At 63.6% G+C, this 20,475-nt stretch carries 22 protein-coding genes and 1 pseudogene; 18 read left to right on the top strand and 5 right to left on the bottom strand.

Annotated features, from left to right (window positions below; genetic code table 11):
- The first annotated feature begins 9 nt into the window (after positions 1 to 9).
- The 9 genes from queG (at position 10) to AC5J09_RS13735 (ending at position 10,866) form a co-directional block, all read left to right on the top strand.
- The gene (queG, locus tag AC5J09_RS13775; RefSeq protein WP_494297830.1) at positions 10 to 1,173 is read left to right on the top strand and encodes a tRNA epoxyqueuosine(34) reductase QueG; all 1,164 of its coding nucleotides are present in this window, start codon (positions 10 to 12) and stop codon (positions 1,171 to 1,173) included.
- The gene (locus AC5J09_RS13770) at positions 1,170 to 2,045 is read left to right on the top strand and encodes an SDR family oxidoreductase (protein ID WP_494297829.1); all 876 of its coding nucleotides are present in this window, start codon (positions 1,170 to 1,172) and stop codon (positions 2,043 to 2,045) included. Before queG ends, AC5J09_RS13770 begins: the two co-directional genes overlap by 4 nt.
- A gap of 461 nt (positions 2,046 to 2,506) precedes the next feature.
- Positions 2,507 to 2,881 (top strand): septal ring lytic transglycosylase RlpA family protein, encoded by a 375-nt coding sequence (locus tag AC5J09_RS13765; RefSeq protein ID WP_324762747.1) that lies wholly within the window; start codon positions 2,507 to 2,509, stop codon positions 2,879 to 2,881.
- A gap of 136 nt (positions 2,882 to 3,017) precedes the next feature.
- Complete coding sequence (locus tag AC5J09_RS13760; protein WP_494297828.1) at positions 3,018 to 4,307, top strand: RsmB/NOP family class I SAM-dependent RNA methyltransferase; 1,290 nt, start codon at positions 3,018 to 3,020, stop codon at positions 4,305 to 4,307.
- Between the two features lie 153 nt (positions 4,308 to 4,460).
- Positions 4,461 to 5,741, top strand: coding sequence for an imelysin family protein (locus AC5J09_RS13755; protein WP_494297827.1), 1,281 nt, complete (start codon positions 4,461 to 4,463; stop codon positions 5,739 to 5,741).
- Between the two features lie 48 nt (positions 5,742 to 5,789).
- Entirely contained in the window at positions 5,790 to 7,340 is a 1,551-nt protein-coding gene (locus AC5J09_RS13750; protein WP_494297826.1) for a di-heme oxidoreductase family protein, read from the top strand.
- Positions 7,340 to 8,467 carry an imelysin family protein gene (locus AC5J09_RS13745; RefSeq protein ID WP_494297825.1) on the top strand — a complete coding sequence of 376 codons (1,128 nt, stop codon included), beginning with the start codon at positions 7,340 to 7,342 and terminating at the stop codon, positions 8,465 to 8,467. The genes AC5J09_RS13750 and AC5J09_RS13745 overlap by 1 nt, the downstream gene beginning before the upstream one ends.
- A 218-nt stretch (positions 8,468 to 8,685) precedes the next feature.
- Positions 8,686 to 9,675: a magnesium/cobalt transporter CorA gene (gene corA / locus AC5J09_RS13740; protein ID WP_494297824.1), complete on the top strand. Its 990-nt coding sequence runs from the start codon at positions 8,686 to 8,688 to the stop codon at positions 9,673 to 9,675.
- A gap of 51 nt (positions 9,676 to 9,726) precedes the next feature.
- Positions 9,727 to 10,866 (top strand): DUF1513 domain-containing protein, encoded by a 1,140-nt coding sequence (locus AC5J09_RS13735; RefSeq protein WP_494297823.1) that lies wholly within the window; start codon positions 9,727 to 9,729, stop codon positions 10,864 to 10,866.
- On the opposite strand, the gene AC5J09_RS13730 is transcribed toward AC5J09_RS13735, so the two are convergent.
- Positions 10,812 to 11,366, bottom strand: coding sequence for a GNAT family N-acetyltransferase (locus AC5J09_RS13730; RefSeq protein WP_494298907.1), 555 nt, complete (start codon positions 11,364 to 11,366; stop codon positions 10,812 to 10,814). The genes AC5J09_RS13735 and AC5J09_RS13730 overlap by 55 nt on opposite strands.
- Positions 11,367 to 11,447: 81 nt before the next feature.
- Here AC5J09_RS13730 and AC5J09_RS13725 point away from each other — a divergent pair, with 81 nt between their 5' ends.
- The 4 genes from AC5J09_RS13725 (at position 11,448) to guaA (ending at position 14,739) form a co-directional block, all read left to right on the top strand.
- Entirely contained in the window at positions 11,448 to 11,903 is a 456-nt protein-coding gene (locus tag AC5J09_RS13725; RefSeq protein WP_494297822.1) for a TspO/MBR family protein, read from the top strand.
- An 80-nt stretch (positions 11,904 to 11,983) separates the two neighbouring features.
- Positions 11,984 to 12,436 carry a PaaI family thioesterase gene (locus AC5J09_RS13720; RefSeq protein WP_018093923.1) on the top strand — a complete coding sequence of 151 codons (453 nt, stop codon included), beginning with the start codon at positions 11,984 to 11,986 and terminating at the stop codon, positions 12,434 to 12,436.
- A complete protein-coding gene (locus AC5J09_RS13715; protein WP_324762740.1) occupies positions 12,433 to 13,071 on the top strand; it encodes a 5'-methylthioadenosine/S-adenosylhomocysteine nucleosidase in 639 nt (212 codons plus the stop codon). The genes AC5J09_RS13720 and AC5J09_RS13715 overlap by 4 nt, the downstream gene beginning before the upstream one ends.
- 105 nt (positions 13,072 to 13,176) lie before the next feature.
- Entirely contained in the window at positions 13,177 to 14,739 is a 1,563-nt protein-coding gene (guaA, locus tag AC5J09_RS13710) for a glutamine-hydrolyzing GMP synthase (protein ID WP_324762739.1), read from the top strand.
- A gap of 76 nt (positions 14,740 to 14,815) precedes the next feature.
- Here guaA and AC5J09_RS13705 read toward each other — a convergent pair.
- From AC5J09_RS13705 to AC5J09_RS13695, 3 genes and pseudogenes are all read right to left on the bottom strand, one after another.
- Positions 14,816 to 14,926, bottom strand: a pseudogene (locus AC5J09_RS13705) (DUF5131 family protein); the annotation flags it as partial.
- A 35-nt stretch (positions 14,927 to 14,961) separates the two neighbouring features.
- Positions 14,962 to 15,393 carry a type II toxin-antitoxin system VapC family toxin gene (locus AC5J09_RS13700; RefSeq protein WP_494297821.1) on the bottom strand — a complete coding sequence of 144 codons (432 nt, stop codon included), beginning with the start codon at positions 15,391 to 15,393 and terminating at the stop codon, positions 14,962 to 14,964.
- Positions 15,390 to 15,689, bottom strand: a complete 300-nt coding sequence (locus AC5J09_RS13695; RefSeq protein WP_494297820.1) for a hypothetical protein — start codon at positions 15,687 to 15,689, stop codon at positions 15,390 to 15,392. Before AC5J09_RS13695 ends, AC5J09_RS13700 begins: the two co-directional genes overlap by 4 nt.
- A 380-nt stretch (positions 15,690 to 16,069) precedes the next feature.
- Here AC5J09_RS13695 and AC5J09_RS13690 point away from each other — a divergent pair, with 380 nt between their 5' ends.
- The 5 genes from AC5J09_RS13690 (at position 16,070) to ybaK (ending at position 19,991) form a co-directional block, all read left to right on the top strand.
- Positions 16,070 to 16,657 (top strand): hypothetical protein, encoded by a 588-nt coding sequence (locus tag AC5J09_RS13690; protein ID WP_494297819.1) that lies wholly within the window; start codon positions 16,070 to 16,072, stop codon positions 16,655 to 16,657.
- A gap of 94 nt (positions 16,658 to 16,751) precedes the next feature.
- Positions 16,752 to 17,813 carry a peptidase M14 gene (locus tag AC5J09_RS13685; protein WP_494297818.1) on the top strand — a complete coding sequence of 354 codons (1,062 nt, stop codon included), beginning with the start codon at positions 16,752 to 16,754 and terminating at the stop codon, positions 17,811 to 17,813.
- 96 nt (positions 17,814 to 17,909) lie between these two features.
- Complete coding sequence (gene tatA, locus AC5J09_RS13680; protein WP_494297817.1) at positions 17,910 to 19,079, top strand: tyrosine aminotransferase; 1,170 nt, start codon at positions 17,910 to 17,912, stop codon at positions 19,077 to 19,079.
- Between the two features lie 84 nt (positions 19,080 to 19,163).
- Entirely contained in the window at positions 19,164 to 19,514 is a 351-nt protein-coding gene (locus AC5J09_RS13675; RefSeq protein ID WP_100669823.1) for an ArsC family reductase, read from the top strand.
- Between the two features lie 3 nt (positions 19,515 to 19,517).
- A complete protein-coding gene (ybaK, locus tag AC5J09_RS13670; protein WP_494297816.1) occupies positions 19,518 to 19,991 on the top strand; it encodes a Cys-tRNA(Pro) deacylase in 474 nt (157 codons plus the stop codon).
- A gap of 25 nt (positions 19,992 to 20,016) precedes the next feature.
- Here ybaK and AC5J09_RS13665 read toward each other — a convergent pair whose 3' ends face one another.
- The gene (locus tag AC5J09_RS13665; protein WP_494297815.1) at positions 20,017 to 20,469 is read right to left on the bottom strand and encodes a MarR family winged helix-turn-helix transcriptional regulator; all 453 of its coding nucleotides are present in this window, start codon (positions 20,467 to 20,469) and stop codon (positions 20,017 to 20,019) included.
- Positions 20,470 to 20,475 lie beyond the last annotated feature (6 nt).

Here is a 20,475-nt window from a genome sequence, read left to right as displayed (position 1 = left end):
GACCAGATCATGCCCGGCGACGCTGCAAAAGCGGAGAACCAGGGCAGGAAACGACGGACCCTCACCGCCTTCCTGAAAGAGGAAGCCGCGGCCAAGGGATTCGACATCTGTCGCATCACCCATCCGGATGCCATACCCCACGCGCCCGAGCGGCTGAGGCAGTTCCTGGCTGCCGGCGCTCATGGTACGATGGACTGGCTCGCCGAGACAGCCGAGCGCCGATCCGATCCGCGCGTCCTCTGGAGCGAAGTGCGCTCGATCGTCCTCTTCGGCATGAATTACGCTCCCGAGGACGACCCACGCGACGTCCTCGCCAGACGCGATCGCGGCGCGATCTCCGTCTACGCCCGCAATCGCGACTATCACGACGTGGTCAAGGGCCGGCTGAAGGAGATCGCCACGCGCTTTGCCGCGCGGGCGGGCGAGGACGTGAAGGTCTTCGTCGACACCGCCCCCGTCATGGAGAAACCGCTTGCGGAAAAGGCCGGCATCGGCTGGCAGGGCAAGCACACCAATCTGGTCAGCCGCGAATTCGGCTCCTGGCTCTTTCTCGGCAGCCTCTTCACGACAGCCGAACTGGAACTGGACGAGCCGGAACGCGACCATTGCGGCTCTTGCCGGGCCTGCCTCGACGCCTGTCCGACCGATGCCTTCCCGGCGCCCTACCGCATCGATGCGCGACGCTGCATCTCCTATCTCACGATCGAGCACAAGGGATCGATTGCGCCTGAGTTACGGCCGCTGATCGGTAACCGCATCTATGGCTGCGACGACTGTCTCGCCGCCTGTCCCTGGAACAAGTTCGCGCGCTCGGCATCGGAAATGAAGCTCCAGGCGCGAGATGATCTCAAGGAACCGGAGCTCTCCTTCCTGCTGACGCTCGACGACACAGGTTTCCGGGCCTTCTTTTCCGGATCGCCGGTAAAGCGCATCGGGCGTGATCGTTTCGTCCGAAATGCCTTGATCGCCGCCGGAAATTCCGGTGAGAAGAACCTGACAGAGGTCTGCAAGGCGCTGGCGGCCGATGCGTCGCCCACCGTCAGGGGAATGGCGGTCTGGGCGCTTTCGCGACTGATTTCATCCACCGATCTGGCGGTCTTCGCCCGGCAATGCGGGCCTGAAACCGATGACGAGGTTCTTGCGGAATGGCAAATGGCGGGAGTGAACCGATGAATGTCCTGATCCTTGGTGCCGGCTATTCCGGCACGGCGATCGCGAGCGCGCTCTCTCCCCTGGCGACGTCCGTGACCGGCACCACCCGGTCCGCAGAAAAGCTCCCCCGTCTGCAGGCTGCCGGTATCCGCCCGATCCTCTTCGACGGCACGGAAATATCGGACGAGCTCGAGGATGCGATGAGGGAGACCACCCACCTCGTTCAGTCGATTGCGCCGGGCCGCGATGGCGACCCCATGTTTCGCGCCGGAACGCCGCCGCTTGCCGACCTTCTGCCGCGGCTGGAGTGGGTGGGCTATCTTTCGACGGTCGGCGTCTATGGCGATCACGGCGGCGCCTGGGTCACCGAGGATACGCCGCTCAACCCGGTCTCGCAGCGCTCGCTCGAGCGTGTGGAAGCCGAAAACGCCTGGCTCGAGCACGGTGCGCAGCACGACATTCCGGTGGCAGTGCTGCGGCTCGCCGGCATCTACGGCCCAGGCCGCAATGCCTTCCGCAACCTCGCTGAGGGGACGGCGCGCCGCGTCATCAAGCCGAACCAGGTCTTCAACCGTATCCGCGTCGAAGATATCGGCGCGGCGAGCGCCTTTCTCGCAAAGCGCGGCGTGAGCGGCGTCTTCAACGTGACCGACGACGAGCCGGCGCCGCCACAGGACGTGGTCCAGGAAGCCGCCCGGCTGATGGGCGTCGAGCCGCCGCCCGAGATCCCGTTCGAAACCGCAGATATGTCCCCCATGGCCCGTTCTTTCTACGGCGAGAACAAGCGCGTCTCCAATGCGCGACTGCGCCAGGCGGGCTTCGATCCGGAGTTCCCCAACTATCGCGTTTCGCTTGCACAGCTGTGGACATCAGGAACCTGGAACCGGAATTAAGCACCTATTTCGTCAAGGCCGATCAGAATATCGCGCGCGAACACAAGCAAGTCTGATGCAGTTTTGAAAGTATTGATTTCACGCGAATCGCCTTGACACGATTATGCTGTCATTATTCGGTCTATACTTCGCCATTTTCCACAACCCTGGCGCTAGTAGCATGGATTCAACGGTCGCGATTCCCGACTTTTCATCCAAAGCGAAATTTTTAATGATTTTATTTCCGGGAGGCGTCACTGCGCGGCCCGGAGCGCCACCGGCAGGGCTTAGTGGCTGATTCCAAAGAACTTCCATCGCAATTCTAAACTATTTCAATCTGTTGTTTATTTTTAAAATCGATCAGCCTTCAGACATTCCTAATGAAAACTTAACGGTTGAAGCACGTTTTTGCCATGTTTCACCTCAATTAGCTCGATCAACAAAGGGAACTGACGAATTTTTCAAACCGAAGGGGGCATCGCTTGACGCCAGCGAAAATCAAGACTGCTGCCGCGGCAGCACTATTCACCGTCGGGATGGGCTTCGTCTCGGCATCGGAAAGTCAGGCAGCAGGCGCTGGCTGCGGGGGAGCATCCTGGTACGCGCTTTCGTCCAAAACGGCCTCCGGCGAAAGAATGAATGCCGCGCACCTGACCGCCGCGCATCGCAAACTGAAATTCGGCACGAAGGTCCAGGTGACCAACAAGCGCAACGGCAAGTCCGTCGTCGTCCGGATCAATGATCGCGGTCCGTTCATTCGCGGCCGGGTGATCGATCTTTCCAAGGCGGCTGCCTCCAAGATCGGCATGATCCGCTCCGGTACCGCCAGCATCTGTTACACCGTCGTCAACTCCTGACGATGCGCAGGTTTCGCTCGATTCATCTCGGGCGAGCCAGACTGCAAGGGCCGGTCGCGCCCCTTACATAATGCGGCCGCCGTCTTGCTCTTCGATGTCATCGCCGCTACCACGGCGAAAAAGGAGTTCATCGAAGATGCGATTGGGCGGAAGGCTCTCCGGAGCCATCGAGGTTCTTGACGATATCGAAAAGCGTAGGCGACCCGTCGCCGATGCCCTCAAGGATTGGGGCCTGTCCCACCGCTTCGCCGGCTCCGGCGACCGCGCCGCCATCGGCAACATCGTCTATGATGCCCTGCGGATGAAACTCTCCCACGCCTTTCTCATGGATAGCGACACCCCGGTAGCCCTCGGCCATGCGGTCATGTACCGGCAATGGGGCTATCGCGCCGACACGCTTGCAGCGGAACTTGCCGACGACCGGTTCGCGCCCGAAGCGCCTTCGGAAGCGATGATGAAGGCCTTCGCTCAGCGACGGCTCGAAGATGCTCCCCTGCATGTGCAGGGCGATATTCCGGAATGGACGCAGGCCTCGTTCGAAGAGAATTTCTCCGACGACTGGCTCGCCGAGGCGAAGGCTCTTGCCGGCCGGCCGACTCTCGATCTGCGCGTCAACACGCTGAAGGCGACGCGCGAAAAGGTGCTGAAGGCGCTGGAGCGCAGCGGCGCCGAGCCTGCGGCGATTGCCCGGCATGGCTTGCGCATTCCCGCCGGCGAGGGCGCTTCGCGCCTGCCGAACGTAACGGCGGAAATCTCGTTCCAGAAGGGTTGGTTCGAGGTGCAGGACGAGGGGTCGCAGATTGTCGCAGACCTCGCCTTGCCCGGCGAGGGCGAGCAGGTGCTCGATTATTGCGCCGGCGGCGGCGGCAAGACGCTGGCCATGTCGGCGGCGATGAACAATAAGGGCCAGGTCCACGCTTACGACGCCGACCGGAAACGGCTGGCGCCCATTATCGAGCGGCTGAAGCGTGCCGGCACCCGCAACGTGCAGGTGCACGAGTCGACCGAGTCGCTCGCATCGCTCATAGGGCGGGTCGATCGCGTGCTTGTCGATGCGCCATGCACCGGGACCGGAACCTGGCGGCGGCGTCCCGACACGAAATGGCGCCTGACGCAGAAGAACCTCGAGGAGCGATTGGCCCAGCAGGAGGAGGCGCTTGCCGGTGCCGCCCAGTTCGTGCGCCCCGGCGGACATCTGATATACGTCACCTGTTCCGTCCTTCCGGAGGAGAACGAGGCGCAGGTCTACGGCTTCTGCGAGGACAATCCGGAATTCGAAGTCCTCTCGGCCGCCGACAACTGGGCGGCGCTCTTCGGCACCGACAAGGCGCAGCCCTGGTCCGCCGATATGAAGACCGTGACGCTGACGCCGGCATCGACCGGAACCGACGGATTCTTCTTCTGTCTCATGGGCAGGAAGAGTTAGGCCGGCGCGGATTCCCGCCATCCAGGCAGGGCTGCACCTTCAAGCCGTTCTAAACTATACACTTTGACACCAGTTTGCTTTTGGTCCATGACTCTTGCGCTTTTCACGGGGTTGGAGCTGTACGCTCTATCGACGAGCAACAAGGAGAGGGTCATGACCAAGAATTTCATCCGCGCCGCGGCGCTGGCGCTCATGACGGCGACATCTGCGCTGGCATTGCAGCCGGCGAATGCGGCGACGGACGCAGCCGCGGTCGTCAAGCATTACGCGGCCGTTGCGCACGCCAAATACGAAGATGCCCTGGCCACGGCAGAAGCGCTGGAAAAGGCCGTAGATGCGCTGATTGCAAGCCCGAGCGAGGAGACCTTGAAGGCCGCGCGGGAGGCCTGGCTGAAGGCGCGCAACCCCTATCAGGAAACGGAAGTCTATCGCTTCGGCAACACGATCGTCGACGAATGGGAGGGCAAGGTGAATGCCTGGCCGCTGGACGAGGGCCTGATCGACTATGTCGACGCAAGCTACGGCAGCGAGAGCGACGAGAACGCCCTTTTCACCGCCAATGTCATCGCCAACAAGGCGATCAAGATCGACGGGCAGGACGTCGATGCCACCGAGATCACGCCGGAGCTCCTTTCCGGCACGCTGCAGGAGGCAGGCGGCATCGAGGCGAATGTCGCGACCGGCTATCACGCGATCGAATTCCTGTTGTGGGGACAGGATCTGAACGGAACGGGCCCGGGTGCCGGCAACCGGCCCTACACGGATTTCGACACCAAGGCCTGCACCAACGGCAATTGCGACCGCCGCGCCGCCTATCTGAAGGCAGCGACGAGCCTGCTCGTCTCCGACCTCAAGGAGATGGTCGCAAACTGGACGCCGGACGGCGCTGCGACCAAGGCGGTCGAGGCGGACCCGAAAGCCGGCCTCGTGGCGATCCTTACCGGCATGGGCTCGCTCTCCTACGGCGAACTTGCGGGCGAGCGCATGAAGCTCGGCCTGCTCCTCCACGACCCGGAAGAGGAGCACGACTGCTTCTCCGACAACACCCACAACTCGCACCTGCACGACGCGATCGGCATCCAGTCCGCCTATAGCGGCGAGTATACCCGCGTCGACGGCAGCAAGCTCACCGGCCCTTCGCTTTCCGAGCTCGTCGCTGCCAAGGATGCGGCCCTCGACAAGGAAATGAAGGATGGTCTCGCCACCACGGTCGAGAAGATGCAGGCGATGGCCAAGCGCGCAGAAGCGGGCGAGGCCTATGACCAGATGATCGGCGAGGGCAATGCGGAGGGCAATGCGACGGTTCAGGCGGCGATCGACGGGCTGATCGCCCAGGCGAAGACCGTCGAGCGCGTCATCGCCGCACTCGATCTCGGCACGGTGGAGCTTGAAGGTTCCGAAAGCCTGGATAATCCTGGCGCCGTCTTCCAATAAGCTGAAAAGGCGGGCCGCGACGGACAGGTGGCGGCCCGGCCTCCCTCGATGAATGTCTTCGCCCGCTTTTTCGCGCTAACCGTTGCCGCTCTCATTTGCGTCGCCCCCGCGGCGTCGCGCGATGGCGGTATCGCGGAAAAGGCGGATGCCGGGTGCGCGCCTGTTCGCGACGACCTTTCCGCCGATGACCTCGAGCGCGTTCTGTCGGTCACACGCCCGACCACCGATTTTTCCAGGCCTGAGCCCTTCGAAGCGATGCCGGCCGGTGCTGCGACGACGATTGCACGGGCGGATCGGATGATCTTCTCCCGGGCATCGGACAACCTCCCCTTCGAGGACGAACAGGATTTTCACCTCGGCAAGGCGCTCTTCGAAAAGCTCTGGGTCTCCTCACCCTCTTCCACGCAGGCCTCGGACGGGCTGGGGCCGCTCTACAATGCGAGGGCCTGCGAGAGCTGTCATGCCCGCGACGGACGCGGCCGCCCGCCCGAGGGGGCCGCCGACGCGACGTCGATGCTCCTTCGGCTCGCCCGTGCCCCGCGCGACGATGCCGAGCGCGCGGAGATCGCCTCCCGTGCACGGCTCAACTTTCCCGACCCGGTCTATGGTGCTCAGCTTCAGGACAGCGCCGTGCCGGGGCTTGCTGCCGAGGGCCGCCTCGACATCACCTATACGGAAGAACTGGTGGCGCTTGCCGGCGGCGATACGGTCCCGCTCCGCAAGCCGCATTATGCGATCGCCGATCCCGGTTACGGACCGCTCGATGCGGCGACGACGCTGTCGCCGCGCGTCGCCTCGCCGATGATCGGCATCGGTCTCATCGAGGCCATCCACGAGGCCGACATTCTGGCGCGTGCCGATCCGGAGGATCGCGACGGCGACGGCATCAGCGGACGGCCGGCCCTCGTGCGCGAGCGCCGGACCGGCCGCGTCACCCTCGGCCGCTTCGGCTGGAAAGCCCAGAACCCGTCCGTGCGCCAGCAGGTCGCCGATGCCTTTGCCGTCGATATCGGCATCTCCACCTCCGATTTCGACCGCAGTCATGGCGATTGCACGGCTGCCCAGACGGGCTGCCTCGATCTGCCGGACGGCGTGCAGCCGCGGCTCGGAGCGGTCGAGGCCCCCGACCCGGTGCTCGACCTCGTGACGTTCTATTCCTCCAATCTTGCCGTGCCTGCTCGCCGCAAGGCGAGCTTTCCGGAAACCTTGAAGGGCAAACGGCTATTCCATGAAGCCGGCTGCGCCGCCTGCCATGCGCCGAAATTCGTGACCCGCCGGGACGCCACCCACAAGGCGCAGGCGTTTCAGCTCATTTGGCCCTATTCCGACTTCCTCCTGCACGACATGGGCGAAGGCCTCGCCGACGGCCAGCAGGTCGGCGAGGCCAGTGGCCGCGAATGGCGTACGCCCCCGCTTTGGGGCATAGGCTTGACCAAGACCGTGAGTGGGCACAGCTTCCTTCTCCATGACGGACGCGCCCGAAACCTGGCCGAAGCCATTCTCTGGCACGGCGGCGAAGCGGCGAAGGCACGCAATGCCTTCGCCGCCATGCCGAAGGACGACCGCAAAGCCCTGATCACATTCCTGGAGTCCCTCTGATGCGCCTTCCGTTCGCGAGCCTTCCTCTCGCCCTTAGCCTGATATTCCTCGCTGCCCCCGCGGCGGCGCAGGAAGGCGGTGCGCTTTCCCCGCGTGTCGTCGAAGAGGCGGCCGTGCCGAGGGTGATGGCGCAGGCCGTGGACGGCTTCATCATCCCCGGCTATCGAGACCTCGCAGAGGCGACGAACGCCCTCTCCGAAGCGAGCGCCGGGCTCTGCAAGTCACCTTCCGAGACGACCCTCGAAGCGGCGCGGTCGGCCTTTTCGAGCGTCGTCGAGAGATGGTCCGCGATCGAGATCATCCGCCTCGGTCCGGCCCTCGAACAGAACCGTTTCGAACGCTTCCTCTTCTATCCCGACCGGAAAAGCACGGGCTTGAAGCAGGTCCAGGCAATTCTCGCCAAGAAAGACGAGAGCGCCACAAGCCCGGACACCCTCAAGGGGAAGAGCGTCGCCGTCCAGGGCCTCGGGGCACTCGAATTCGTGCTCTACGGTACCGGCGCGGAGGTTCTCTCCGGCAAGGAAGGGGACTTTCGCTGCCGATATGGGCTTGCTGTCTCGCAGAATTTGAGGAGCATCGCGGGCGAGCTCCTTGCCGCATGGGAAAAGCCGGACGGGATCCAGGCGGCCTGGAAGGAGCCAGGCCCGGGCAATCCGCTCTTCCGGGACAACAGGGAAGCCGCGACCGAGCTTCTGGGCGTGCTCGTCCACAGCGTCGAGATGATAAAGGACCAGCGGCTGCGGCCCTTCTACGCCGGAACGGTCCACGGGACGCCCGACAGGGGCCGTCCGAAACTTGCCATCTACTGGCGCTCGGCCAACACGATGCCGGCGATCTCGGCGAATCTCGGTGGTCTCCAGAGACTCTTCGATACGGCCGGCATGGAGAGCCTTCTGCCAGCCGACAGCCGCTCGATCGCCGGTTCCATCGACTTCCTCTTCAAGGCTCTGATCGCCGCTACGGACGGTCTCGACGGGCCGATCGAGGATGCGCTTGCCGACGAGAGGCAGCGCGCCAAGCTGGATTTCATCGCGCTCAACACGGCCGATCTGCTCGACCGGCTCAATCGCGAATTCGGCGGTTCGATCGGCCTCGGCGCCGGATTCTCCTTCGCCGACGGCGACTGACACGGGAACGTGAAAACGCTGCGGAACCCGATGGTTGACAAGCAGGGCATTTCGGAGCAAAGCGCATCCATGGCCGCCTGCGCGGACATGTCTCACCAACAAGGATCAACTCAAGATGAACCCCGACAGTCGAAGTCGAGCCTTCATGCTCACGGCCGTCCGGACCTGATTTGATCAGGGCTCCGCCGGTCGGATGACTCGGCCCCATGGAGCCTGAAATGCTGCGCATCTACAAAAGCCAGAACAGCCGACTTGTGCACGTCGACCTCCTCGACGGCCTGGCATGCCAGGAACCGGTGATCTGGTTCGATCTCTTCAATCCGTCGAGCGAAGAAACGCGCCTTGTCGAGGAGCGCCTCGGCATTGCCATTCCGACCCGTGACGAGATGCAGGAAATCGAGCTTTCCGACCGGCTTTACCAGGAGGACGGCGCCGAGTTCATGACGATGACGGCGACCGCCAAACTCGACAGCGATTACCCGGCCAAGGTGCCCGTCACCTTCATCCTCAAAGGCGCGACTCTCGTGACCGTCCGCCATGCGGAGCCGAAGCCGTTCCAGGTCTATGCCAACCGCATCATGAAGCCGAACGGCGCGGCGTGCGAGACGGGAGAGCTCGTGATGCTCGGCCTGCTCGAGGCGATGATCGACCGTACGGCGGATGCTCTGGAGCGCGCAGGCAACGACGTCGATCAGATCTCACGGGAGGTCTTCCGCAAGTCGAACGCCAGCGCCACCAAGAAGACGCGCGACCTGCAGTCGCTGATCGAGCAGATCGGCCAGAAGGGCGACCTGCTGACCGTCATCCGCGAAAGCCTCGTCAGCATTGGCAGGCTCGTCGCCTATCACGTCGCCATTGAGGGGAGCACGCACCGCAAGGCGGCCAAGGAGAGCCGGCAGCGGATAAAGCTCGTTCAGCGCGACGCGGCATCCCTCGGAGACCACGCGCTGTTCCTGTCGAACAAGATCAATTTCCTGCTCGACGCGACGCTGGGGCTCATCAACCTCGAACAGAACCAAATCATCAAGATCTTCTCGGTCGCCGCCGTCGTGTTCCTGCCGCCGACCCTGGTCGCCTCGATTTACGGGATGAACTTCGAGGTGATGCCGGAACTCACCTGGCGGTTCGGCTATCCCTATGCGCTGATGCTGATGGTCGCCTCGGCCCTGTTGCCGTATGTCTATTTCAAACGGCGAGGTTGGCTGTGACAGCGGAGTGACCTCGACCGTTGCAGGAAATCGCCCGCTGCAGGAAATCGCATGAAGACCAATACCCTCATCGACCGCCGCAGCTTCGTCAAAATGGCGGGTGCCGCGTGGGTGGCCGCCCTTGCCCCCCGGGGCGCCTTCGCCCTCGAAAGGGCCGATGCCGTCTTCGCCTCGGCCTTCATGGCGCAGGACGGCAGCTACGGTGTCGCGACGCTCACGGAAACGGGCGAGATCGTGGAGCGCAGGCTGCTGCCGGCGCGCGCGCATGGCATGACCTTCTCCCCGGTAAGCCGGCGCGCGGTCGCCTTTGCCCGGCGGCCGGGCACCTATGCCATGATCTTTGCGCCGGACGGCACCGCCGAGCCGCTCGTCATCACCTCCGCCGAGGGCCGGCACTTCTTCGGCCATGGCTGCTTCTCGGCCGACGGCCGGCTGCTCTATGCGACCGAAAACGACTTCTCCGCCAATCGCGGCATGGTCGGCATCTATGATGGCCGCCGGGATTTTACCCGTATCGGCGAGTTCCCGACTTACGGCATCGGTCCGCACGACATGACGCTTGCCGCCGACGGACGCACGCTCGCAATAGCCAATGGCGGCATCGAGACCCATCCGGATTTCGGCCGCACCAAGCTCAACCTCGACCGCATGGAGCCGAGCCTCGCACTCGTGGACGCCGCGACGGGGGCGCTCATCGAGAAGCATGTGCTGCCGCCTCACCTCAATCGCCTTTCGACCCGCCATGTCGACATCGGAGCCGACGGACGTGTCTGGTTCGCCTGCCAGTACGAAGGTGCGCGCAACGACCTTCCGCCGCTGGTCGGGCACTTCGCCAAGGGCGAGGACCTGACCTTCGTAGACCTGCCGGAACGAACGACCGCGGCGCTCGCCAACTACGTCGGCGCTATTGCGGTCAACCGCCGCGCAGGGCTTGTCGGCCTCACCTCTCCCAAGGGCAGCGTCGCGGTGACCCTCAACGCCAAAACCGGTGCCGTCCTCAAGGAGGAACCGGTTGCGGACGCAGCAGGCATTGCCGCCGCGAAGCACGGTTTCGCCGTCTCCTCCTACCGCGGCCTATTCAAGGAGCAAGGAAGCCCCGTTGCCTGGGATCAGCACATAATCCGGCTGGCGGCGGATCAGATAGACGCGTCTCCGAAGTCGGAGAGCGCCGCCAGATCGTCCCAGCGATAGGCCACCTGATCCAGGCTTTCTCTGCCGACGCTGACCCGGCCCTCGCCGACGGCGCGGGCACCGAGCCGCTCATAGAAAACCCGGTTGGGGTTATCCTTCAGCACCCAGGCAAAAAGCGACGATCCTCCTGTGTCGCGGCAATGGCCGGCGACGCTGCGCACCAGCGCGGAGCCGAGGCCTGCGCCGTGGAACTCCGGCAGAAGATAGAGTTCGTAGAGCTCCCGGTCGAATGCTGGCGGCATTCCCCTTGCCTTGCCGCAATTTGCAAAGCCGATCACCCGGTCGTCGGTCATGTCGGCCGCGACCATGATGAAGCCGCCCGGAAGACGCATGCGCCGCGCATGCCGTATCGCCTGGTCCTCGACGGTCATGGCATCGAGATAGGCGTCGGATATGATGCCGCGAAACGTCGCGCGCCAGGTCCTGACCAGGACCGACGCGATCGTCATGAGGTCGTCAGGCACGGCCGGGCGGATTTCGATGCGCCGGAAGTTTTTCATAGACCACATATAGGTGGCGCCGCTTCGCCGCCAAACGGTGCAGCGACTGGAAATCGCCGCCCCCGTCTCCATTTAGCAAGCATGAACAGAACCGTGGTGCATGTCCTCTTCGTCATTGCCGTTCTCGGCCTCGGCCTTGCCATCGGCTACATCAACATCCCCGACGCATGGTATCGGTCGCTGGCAAAGCCGAGCTTCACGCCGCCGAACTGGGTCTTCGCTCCCGCCTGGTCGATCCTTTACGTGATGATCGGAATTGCCGGTGCCCGCAGCTTTCTCGATCATCGCGGCCACTCCGTCCTGTGGCCGCTGTGGCTCACCCAGATGATCCTGAACTTTCTCTGGTCGCCGCTGTTTTTCGGGCTGCACCAGATCGCTGCCGCGCTGGTCGTCATCTTCACCCTGTTCGCGTCCATCGTGGCATTCATCCTCGCAAGCCTGCGCAAGGACAGGATTTCGGCTCTGTTGTTTGTGCCCTACCTTGCATGGGTGGCCTTCGCGACCCTTCTCAACGGTTCGATTTTCCTCATGAATTGAGCTTGCCGGGCCGCAGCCGGCGTGCCAGTCTCCGGGAAAATCCGGGCAGCGTTGTCCGCGGAATCAAGGCAAACCGACACATGGACGAAAGCGATCCTCACGACTTCAGGAAGCGCATCCGGGAAAGCTTCAGACGGCAGGCCGCGATGCGCACGATCGGAGCCGAGCTCACGCGCGTCGAACCGGGGACCGTCGAGATCGAGCTTTCCTTCGATCCCAAGCTGACGCAGCAGCACGGCCTTCTGCATGCCGGCGTAATTTCCGCCGCGCTCGATGCGGCGGGTACCTATGCCGGCTATTCGGTGATCGACCCCGACGCATCGCTGCTGACGATCGAGTTCAAGGTCAATCTGCTTTCGCCCGGACGGGGCGAGCGGTTCCTCTTTCGCGGCGAGGTGACGAAGCCCGGCACGACGATCATCGTCTCGGACGGGCGGGCCTATGCGGTCAGGTCCGACGGACCGGCCAAGCTCATCGCCTCGATGACAGGCACGATGATGGTGGTGCGCGGACGCGAGGGGATCGAAGGATGAGCTTCGAACTCAAGCCGGTAGCGGGGCGCACTATTCTCTATGTCATGGCTGTGGACGCCGAGTACGGTCCGTCCCTCCGTGCCAGGATCGCACCCCTGATGACGGGCGTCGGTCCGGTCGAGGCGGCCGTCAGCCTGACCAGGGCGCTCGCGGAGCTCCACGCCGGAGGCAGCCTGCCGGACCTCGTCGTCTCGCTCGGCTCGGCCGGGTCCGCGACGCTCGAACAGACCGAAATCTACCAGGCGGTCTCGGTCGCCTACCGCGACATGGACGCCTCGCCCCTCGGCTTCGAGAAGGGTGCGACGCCCTTCCTCGATCTGCCTGCCGTCGTTAAACTGCCGCTCAGCATTTCCGGCGTGAAGAAGGCACGGCTTTCGACCGGCGCCGACATCGTCTCCGGCAGGACCTATGACGAGATCGACGCCGACATGGTCGAGATGGAGACCTTTGCGATCCTGCGCGCCTGCCAGTCGTACGGCGTGCCGCTCATCGGCCTGCGCGGCATTTCGGACGGGAAGGCGGAGCTGAAGCATGTCGGCGACTGGACCGAGTACCTGAACGTGATAGACGAGAAGCTCGCAGCCACCATCGACCGGCTCGAGGCGGCGCTGGAGGCGGGCGAAATCCGGCTCTGAGCCTTCTGCCCGGGCGCCTGATTGTCCGGGTGCAATGTTATCGTTGCGCCAAAGGCGGGCTTTCATTAAAGGCTCGCCATGATCAAGCTTGCTTGAAGGCCCGCTATGACCCAGACAGCCCATCCCGATACCGTCCTGATCGTCGACTTCGGCAGCCAGGTGACGCAGCTCATCGCCCGGCGCGTACGCGAATCCGGCGTCTATTGCGAGATCGTGCCGTTCCAGTCGGCCGAGGAAGGCTTCAACCGGCTGAAGCCGAAGGCGGTGATCCTGTCCGGCAGCCCGGCTTCGACCCTCGACATCGGCTCGCCCCGCGCGCCTTCCGTCATCTTCGACAGCGGCCTGCCGGTCTTCGGCATCTGCTACGGCCAGCAGACCATGTGCGCCCAGCTCGGGGGGAAGGTCGAGAGCGGCCATCACCGTGAATTCGGACGGGCGTTCCTGGAAGTCGAGAAGGACTGCGCACTCTTCGACGGGCTCTGGTCGCTCGGCTCGCGCCACCAGGTGTGGATGTCGCATGGCGACCGGGTCACCGCATTGCCCGACGGCTTCGAGGTCGTCGCCACCTCTTCCAACGCACCCTTTGCCTTCATCGCCGACGAAAAGCGCAAATACTATGCCGTCCAGTTCCATCCGGAAGTCGTGCATACGCCCGACGGCGCAAAGCTCATCGCCAACTTCGTCCACAAGGTCGCCGGCATTACGGGGGACTGGACCATGTCGGCCTACCGCGCCAAGGCGGTCGAGGCGATCCGCAAGCAGGTCGGCGACAAGAAGGTCATCTGCGCGCTTTCCGGCGGCGTCGACTCGTCTGTGGCGGCCCTCCTTATCCACGAAGCGGTCGGCGACCAGCTCACCTGCATCCTCGTCGATCATGGTCTGATGCGAAAGGACGAGGCGGCGAACGTCGTCGCCATGTTCCAGGAGCATTACAACCTTCATCTGCTCCACATCGACGCCTCCGATCGCTTCATCGGCGAACTCGAAGGCGTCAGTGACCCGGAAACGAAGCGCAAGATCATCGGACGTCTCTTCATCGAGGTTTTCGAGGAAGAGGCCAAGAAGCTCGGCGGCGCCGACTTCCTCGCCCAGGGCACGCTCTACCCTGACGTCATCGAAAGCGTCTCCTTCACCGGCGGTCCCTCGGTGACGATCAAGTCGCATCACAATGTCGGCGGCCTGCCGGAGCGCATGAACATGCAGCTCGTCGAGCCGCTGCGCGAGCTCTTCAAGGACGAAGTCCGCGTGCTCGGCCGCGAACTCGGCCTGCCCGAAAGCTTCATCGGCCGCCATCCCTTCCCCGGCCCCGGCCTCGCGATCCGCTGCCCCGGCGGCATCACGCGCGAGAAGCTGGAAATCCTGCGCGAAGCGGATGCGATCTATCTCGACGAGATCCGCAAGGCGGGCCTCTATGACGCCATCTGGCAGGCCTTCGCCGTGCTGCTTCCCGTGCAGACGGTCGGCGTCATGGGCGACGGTCGCACCTACGAATTCGTCTGCGCGCTGCGTGCGGTCACCTCGGTCGACGGCATGACCGCCGACTTCTACCACTATGACATGGAATTCCTCGGCCGCGCCGCCACCCGCATCATCAACGAGGTCCGCGGCATCAATCGCGTCGTCTACGACGTCACCTCCAAGCCGCCGGGCACGATCGAATGGGAGTGAGGAAACGGCGCGATCGGCGGCTACAGCGTAGAATATCGTAGAAAAGGCGGGAAAATCAGAGGTTCGGCTGTTTCGGGCGTTTGGCCATTTCCATTGCATAGCAGTGCGTGCAGCCGGCGGTGATGATCGAACACCCTGCCACAGGGTTCCAAGTGGAATCCGTCCACTCTATTTGAGTTTCAGCCATCAGATCCCCCACGCATTCGTCCGACCGGCGCTGCATTAGATCGCTCCGCGCATAGGATTGAGGATCTCAACTCCGGCAAAATCCCTTTCATTATCTGTTACCACCACGCAGTCGTTTGCGCCGGCGACAGCAGCGATGATCATGTCGAGCCCGCCGCGCGGCTTACCGGCCGCTTTGCCCGCCGCCATTAGCTGCGCCCAGATCAGGCCCGCTTTGTCGTCGAACGACAGGATGCGGCCAGCAAACAGAGCCTGAGGCCCTTCAGGCCCAGAGAACCACTTATCGAGGGCCTCGCGCTTCTTGCCTTGTGGCTTCTCCAAAATTCCGCGGCGAATTTCTGCCACCGTCAGTGACGCAATGAAGAGATTCTCATCGCGTTGCGTCGACATCCACGCCAGTAGCGAGTCAGATGGCTGCGGTCTAACAACATTGCTGATGATGTTGGTGTCCAGCAGATAGCGCGTCACAGATCGACCTTACGTCCCTCTTCACGGGGGCGGGAAAGATCGAGTTCCCCACCCACCAGTGGCGAACGCCGCAGCGCCGCGAGGATGCCGCCACGCTTCGGGGGATCGCCTGCGATTGATTTGCTGACGGTGGCGCGAAGCTCTGAGGCCTCGGGCGTGTCTTCGGACAGGCGCCTGGCTAGCGATCGGATAAGGTCGCGATCAGCGTCCCGGCCAAGCACTTCGAAGCGAGCAAGGCCGCGCTTGCCAAGGCGAGAGCGATAATTCTGGATGGCGCGCTTCTGTGAACTTCCCATGACTGGCTCCGATATTTCCAGTAATATAGCCAGAATTCGGGCGTATAGCAAGGTCGCGCGGTCGGTGGACGGTCTGGTCGCGGCGCAGTGGTATCGTCGCTAATCGTGTGATACGCCTTACTTGACGGTACTTTATGCGAAAGCGAAGGCACGATTTTCGCAAATGGCCCCAAAATCCAATGATTTCAAAAGCGCCGTTTTTTGACGGTCCACATGACGGTATTTCGGAGAGCGAAAAAATAATTTTTCAAGGGAAAAACAATGACTTAAGTCAGAGATAACAATCGAGTGGGAGTCATTTTGCCCATCCGGCGATGTGAAAAATAATCAAAACCGTCCTCCACCTTGTTCACGTGAGGCTTTAATTTAATCTGGATGTCATGCGCCGCTCGGAGATCGACAGTCAAAACCGCTATCTGCTCAAACTGCAGCATGATTACCGCCTGGCGGCGGACATCGTCGCCCGCGCCTGGGCCGGGTTCCCTGAAGTTCAGGCGATCTCCGTCATCGGCTCGGTTGCAAAGCCGCTCTGGAAGGAGGTCCCTCGCTTCAGGGGTTTCCGCAGCAGCGGCATCGAGGTCTGGCACGAATGCAGTGATCTCGACATGGCGCTCTGGCTCGACACGCAAGAGCGCCTCACCGAACTGAGCAAGGCATGCGCCCGCTCCTTGCGAGAGGCATTCGAATCCGGAGCCGGCATGAGTGTTCCGGGCAACAAGGTCGATACCTTCCTGTTCGAGCCGGGAAGTGATCGCTATCTCGGTCGCCTCTGCCGCTTCAACGAATGTCCCAAGGGCAAACTCGATTGCCTTACGCCCGGTTGCGGTGCGATTCCATTCAACAAGACCATTCCCGGGTTCACGCCCGGGGCCGATCTGCTGGCGCCGGCGCGATATGCGATGCTCTACAAGCGCGGCGTCGGCGTGCTGCGCTCGGCTCTTGACCTTCCGAAGGTCGATGAGGATTGAGATCGGCGGCAGCTAGGGTCTACAGCCGTCGTCGGGCTTGCAATACGGCAATGCCAAGTCTCATAACCGGTTTTCGAGTTTGAGGACGAAACGAGTGGACATTTCCGAAATCATCTTCGCCGGCGATACGCCGGGCATCGAGTGGCGGCTGCCGGTGTTCCGGTTCAAGGGGGCAAACGGCGCAGCGCCGCGGACCTATATCCAGGCGGCGCTCCATGCCAACGAGCTGCCGGGAACGGCACTTCTTCATTTCCTGCTCGAACGGCTCCGCCAGGCGGAGAATGACGGCGCCGTTCTCGGGGATATCACCATCGTTCCTCAGGCAAATCCGATCGGCGCGGCGCAGTCGCATTTCGGCGAACTGCAGGGCCGCTTCGATCTGGGCTCCCGCACCAATTTCAACCGGGATTTCCCGTTGATCTCCCTTGGCGAGCGTGACGGTCTGCTTGAAGGGCCGGACCGTTACTCGGCCGTCGATCGGCTGAAGCGGCACCTTCTTCATATGGCGCTCGGCGCGGATCTGGTGCTCGACCTCCATTGCGACGACGAGGGGCTGCAATATGCCTATATCGACGAGGTATTCTGGCCGGAGGCCGCCGACCTTGCAGCGGCCCTCGACATGGAGGCGGTGTTCCTTTCCGACGGGCAAAGCTCGGCCTTCGAGGAGGCGGTCGCCCATGCATGGAAGCACGAGAGCGAAGGCGAGCGCAGGACCGCCCTGCCCGGCCGCCTGTCGGTGACCGTGGAATTGCGCGGCACGCGCGACGTCTATCCGGAAATTGCGCGCAAGGACGCCGAAAGCATGTTTCGCTTTCTTGCCGGCCGCGGAGTCGTTGCGAGCACCGGCGTCGGCCTTCCGGCTTTTGCCGGCAAAGCCGTGCCGCTCGACAATATCGAGATGATCCGCGCACCGGAGGCCGGTGCGGTCCTCTTCCACCGCGATATCGGCGACAGCGTCGAGGCCGGAGAACTGCTGGCGACCATCCTGGTCCGCCCCGGCGTGCCGGGCGGCACCGTCGAGGTTCGGGCGCCGCAGGATGGGCTCATCGTCACGCGCGTCTCCACCCGTCTCGCCCGCCGCCGGTCCGACCTGATGAAGATCGCCTGCGCCGGGCCTTCGCGTGCGGCGCGCAAGCCGGGGACGCTGGAGGCCTGAACCCGCCGTTTCGACCAGTCGCGGTGCGGAACCGCTTGCCTTTCCGCCTGTGGGAAACGACTATGATCCGATCCACTGCTCCACAAGGAATACCGGATGTTCGACGCCCTCGCCCGCCAAGCCGACGATCCCTTGCTGGCCCTGATCGGCCTGTTCAGGAAGGATGAGCGCCCCGGAAAGGTCGATCTCGGCGTCGGTGTCTATCGCGACGAGACCGGACGCACGCCGATCTTCCGGGCCGTCAAGGCGGCGGAAAGGCGGCTGCTCGAAACACAGGACAGCAAGGCCTATATCGGCCCCGAAGGCGACCTCGTCTTCCTCGATCGGCTATGGGAACTCGTCGGCGGCGACACGGTCGAGCGGAGCCACGTTGCGGGCGTCCAGACGCCCGGCGGCTCCGGCGCCCTCCGCCTGGCGGCTGACCTCATTGCGCGCATGGGCGGCCGAGGCATCTGGCTCGGGCTGCCGAGCTGGCCGAACCACGCGCCGATCTTCAAGGCGGCCGGGCTCGATATCGCCACCTACGACTTCTTCGACATTCCGTCGCAGTCGGTAATCTTCGATAACCTCGTGAGCGCGCTGGAAGGTGCCGCACCCGGCGACGCCGTGCTGCTGCATGCAAGCTGCCACAACCCGACCGGCGGCGTCCTGAGCGAAGCGCAATGGATGGAAATCGCCGCCCTGGTCGCCGAGCGCGGCCTGCTGCCGCTCGTCGATCTCGCCTATCAGGGGTTCGGCCGCGGGCTCGACCAGGATGTCGCGGGCCTCAGGCATCTTCTCGGCGTCGTCCCGGAAGCGCTCGTCGCGGTTTCCTGCTCGAAGTCCTTCGGGCTTTATCGCGAGCGCACGGGCGCGATCTTCGCGCGGACCAGCTCTTCTGCGTCGGCGGACAGGGTGCGCTCAAACCTCGCGGGTCTCGCCCGCACCAGCTATTCCATGCCGCCGGATCACGGCGCAGCGGTGGTGCGGACGATCCTTGACGACCCGGAACTCAGGCGCGACTGGGCGGAGGAGCTCGAGACGATGCGGCTCAGGATGACCGGCCTGCGGCGGTCGCTTGCCGAGGGACTCCGCACCCGCTGGCAGAGCCTCGGCGCGGTCGCCGATCAGGAGGGCATGTTTTCCATGCTGCCGCTTTCCGAAGCGGAAGTGATGCGGCTGAGGGCCGAGCACGGCATCTATATGCCGGCATCCGGCCGCATCAACATCGCCGGGCTCAAGACGGCGGAAGCCGCCGAGGTTGCCGGCAAGTTCACCAGTCTCTGATCTCTTGTCTTATGCTCCGGGCCTTTTCCGACGCGCGGCGCCCGGCTATGTCCTCCCGCATCTGGAAGTACGGAGAGATTCGGCATGACGGTTACGATCTACGGCATCAAGAACTGCGATACGATGAAGAAGGCGCGGAACTGGCTCGACAGCCGCGGCACTTCCTACGATTTCCACGACTACAAGGCGGAAGGCATCGATCGTGCGCGACTCGAGCGCTGGTGCGCCGAACTCGGTTGGGAGACGCTGCTCAATCGCTCGGGCACCACTTTCCGCAAGCTGGATGAGGCCGACAAGCGGGACCTGACGGCCGACAAGGCGATCGCGCTGATGCTCGAGCAGCCGTCGATGATCAAGCGCCCGGTGCTCGAGGCCCAGGGCAGGCTGCTCGTCGGCTTCAAGCCGGAACTCTACGAAGCCGCGTTCGGGGCTTAGACCATGTCGAAGACGACCCGGGCGACGCAGGCTCTCGCAAAGGCCGGCGTGATCTTCACCGTTCACAGCTATGACTACGATCCCGGTGCCGAACGCGTCGGACTGCAGGCGGCTGAGGCGCTCGGCGAAGACCCTTCCCGCGTGCTGAAGACGCTGATGGCCGAGGTGGACGGCAAGCCGGTCTGCTGCATCGTGCCCTCGGACCGGGAGGTGAGCATGAAGAAGCTCGCCGCAGCCTTCGGCGGCAAGTCGGCGAGCATGATGAAGCCGGCGGACGCCGAGCGGCTCACCGGCTATCACGTCGGCGGCATCAGCCCCTTCGGGCAAAAGAAGACCGTTCCGGCCGCAATCGAGGAAGCGGCGCTTGCCGAAGAACTGGTGTTCATCAATGGCGGGCAAAGAGGTCTGCAGGTACGGCTTGCACCGAAGGACGCGCAGGCCGTGTTGCGGGCAGTCGCCGCGCCTTTGATCGCCTGATCTCTGCGCAGAAGAAGGGCGCGCGTCAGCCGAGTCTCGAAAGCAGCGTCGCGAGCTCGCGTGCCTCTCCTTCGCTCAGTTTCGCGCCGACATGGCGCGCAATCGAAGGCGCATAGGTCTGCCACATGCGCTTCCGGGTGTCCCGCCCCTTCTCGGTCACCACGACCCAGCAGCCGCGGGCGTCTTCGTCGAAGGCCTTCCGTTGCACGAGTCCTTCCCTCTCCAGCCGGTCGATCAGGCGCGAAAGATTGTACTGGGCAAGCAGCGTGCGCGTCTCGATCTCGAAGGGGCGCAGTCTCCCGCCATCCGCCTTCACCAGTTCCCACAGCACGTCGTACCAGGCCAGCGGCGGCAGGTCCGCCTCCTTGAAATCCTTTTCGATGGCGGATAGCAGGCGCTGCTGTGCCCGCATCAGACCGATCCATGCAAGGGTAGCGGCCTCGGTCGGCTCGCTGCGTTCCGTCTTCTTCGTGCTCATAGATGC

The organism is Sinorhizobium sp. (assembly GCF_059070375.1).
This window is presented reverse-complemented; position numbering and strand designations above follow the sequence as displayed.